2 protein-coding genes and 1 pseudogene are annotated in these 1,338 nt (G+C 38.6%); all 3 read left to right on the top strand.

Going from position 1 to position 1,338, the window contains the following annotated elements:
• On the top strand, nucleotides 1–230 hold a 230-nt coding region (locus CRU91_RS12040; RefSeq protein ID WP_222718481.1), incomplete at its 5' end, for a Fic family protein.
• Nucleotides 231–285: 55 nt separating this feature from the next.
• Nucleotides 286–794, top strand: a pseudogene (locus tag CRU91_RS12035) (IS1-like element ISPda1 family transposase); the annotation flags it as partial.
• Between the two features lie 160 nt (nucleotides 795–954).
• Nucleotides 955–1,251 (top strand): hypothetical protein, encoded by a 297-nt coding sequence (locus CRU91_RS12030; protein ID WP_222718480.1) that lies wholly within the window; start codon nucleotides 955–957, stop codon nucleotides 1,249–1,251.
• Nucleotides 1,252–1,338: the final 87 nt, after the last annotated feature.

Genomic DNA, 1,338 nt, shown 5'->3' with positions numbered 1-1,338 from the left:
GTAGACTTGAAAAGGAAGCGCATAATCTGTTTTCAATGCTGGCAAAAGATAAATATTTAGTTGGTCTACCATACGATAACTTTCTTCCTACACTAGCAGACTATTATTGCGATATTAATGTTCTACATCCATTTCGTGAAGGCAATGGCCGCGCTCAACGCTTGTTATTTGAACACATCGCAATTAATTGTGGTTACAATATTAAGTTTTCTGGTATTACACGTGGGTAGGGACCCCAATTGATTTATTTAGTATATAATCATCCTTTTTAAGGATGGATTATTCATGGCTACTATTGATGTGAAATGTCGTTTTTGTAATCAAGCGGAGCAAGTCCGCAAATATGGGACTAATCCACGAGGAGCTCAGCGATATCGCTGCTTTGATTGCAATCGAACATTTCTTATTGATTACGCTTATGAAGCTTGTAAACCTGGCGTTAAGGAAAAGATTGTTGATATGGCGATGAATAGTTCAGGAGTAAGAGAGACGGGTCGAGTTTTGAAAGTCGGCTATAATACAGTACTACGCACTTTAAAAAACTCACACCGAAGCAAGTAACAACAATTCCCTTTGATGTAGCCCACATTGAACTGATATGTGAAGTTGATGAGCAATGGTCGTTTGTCGGTAAAAAAAAGAATCAGCGCTGGTTATGGTATGCGTGGGAACCTAGATATAAGCGAGTCATTGCTCATGTATTTGGGAAACGGGACTCAGAAACATTCCATAAACTCCAACGTCTTCTTTTGCCGTTTACTATTCCTATTTATTGCACAGATGATTTTAAGGTGTAGAACAGTAGCCAACCTTCGGCTGGAGCCAGATATCTCAACCTGAAATAGAAAACTGCGGCCTAGAACCTCACTTTTAGCCCTTTATGCTCGCTCTAATTTAGCGGGCATTCTTATTTTATATCAGTACAAATCACCATTACTGGATTGACTACATCCTATGAGTAACAAACCTAGAAAAAAGAAGAAGAAACCAACAAAAAAATGTCGTCCGGTTCAGGCTTCATCTGCTTTTGACAACTATGAGCAATATGAGACCACCATGGATAATGTCATTCAGTTGCTAAATACCCAATATGTTATTGCTCCTCCAAAAGATCACGACGAAGAAATGGCATTAATTTATCAATATCTTATTGATAAGTTTGGTGACACATCGACTACTACATTCAAATTACATGAAGTATTAATCTCGCTTGCTCATATCGCAGAGCGAGATAGTGCAACGCCTTACTAATTGCTGATATGCACGTTCCTAGAGCCACCAAACTCATCTTTAATAAAGCTGAGGCTTGGGAAAAATATCTCACGCATTGTGGTGATA

It is taken from the genome of Aliarcobacter vitoriensis, from assembly GCF_003316695.1.
Taxonomy (GTDB): Bacteria; Campylobacterota; Campylobacteria; order Campylobacterales; family Arcobacteraceae; genus Aliarcobacter; species Aliarcobacter vitoriensis.
This window is presented reverse-complemented; position numbering and strand designations above follow the sequence as displayed.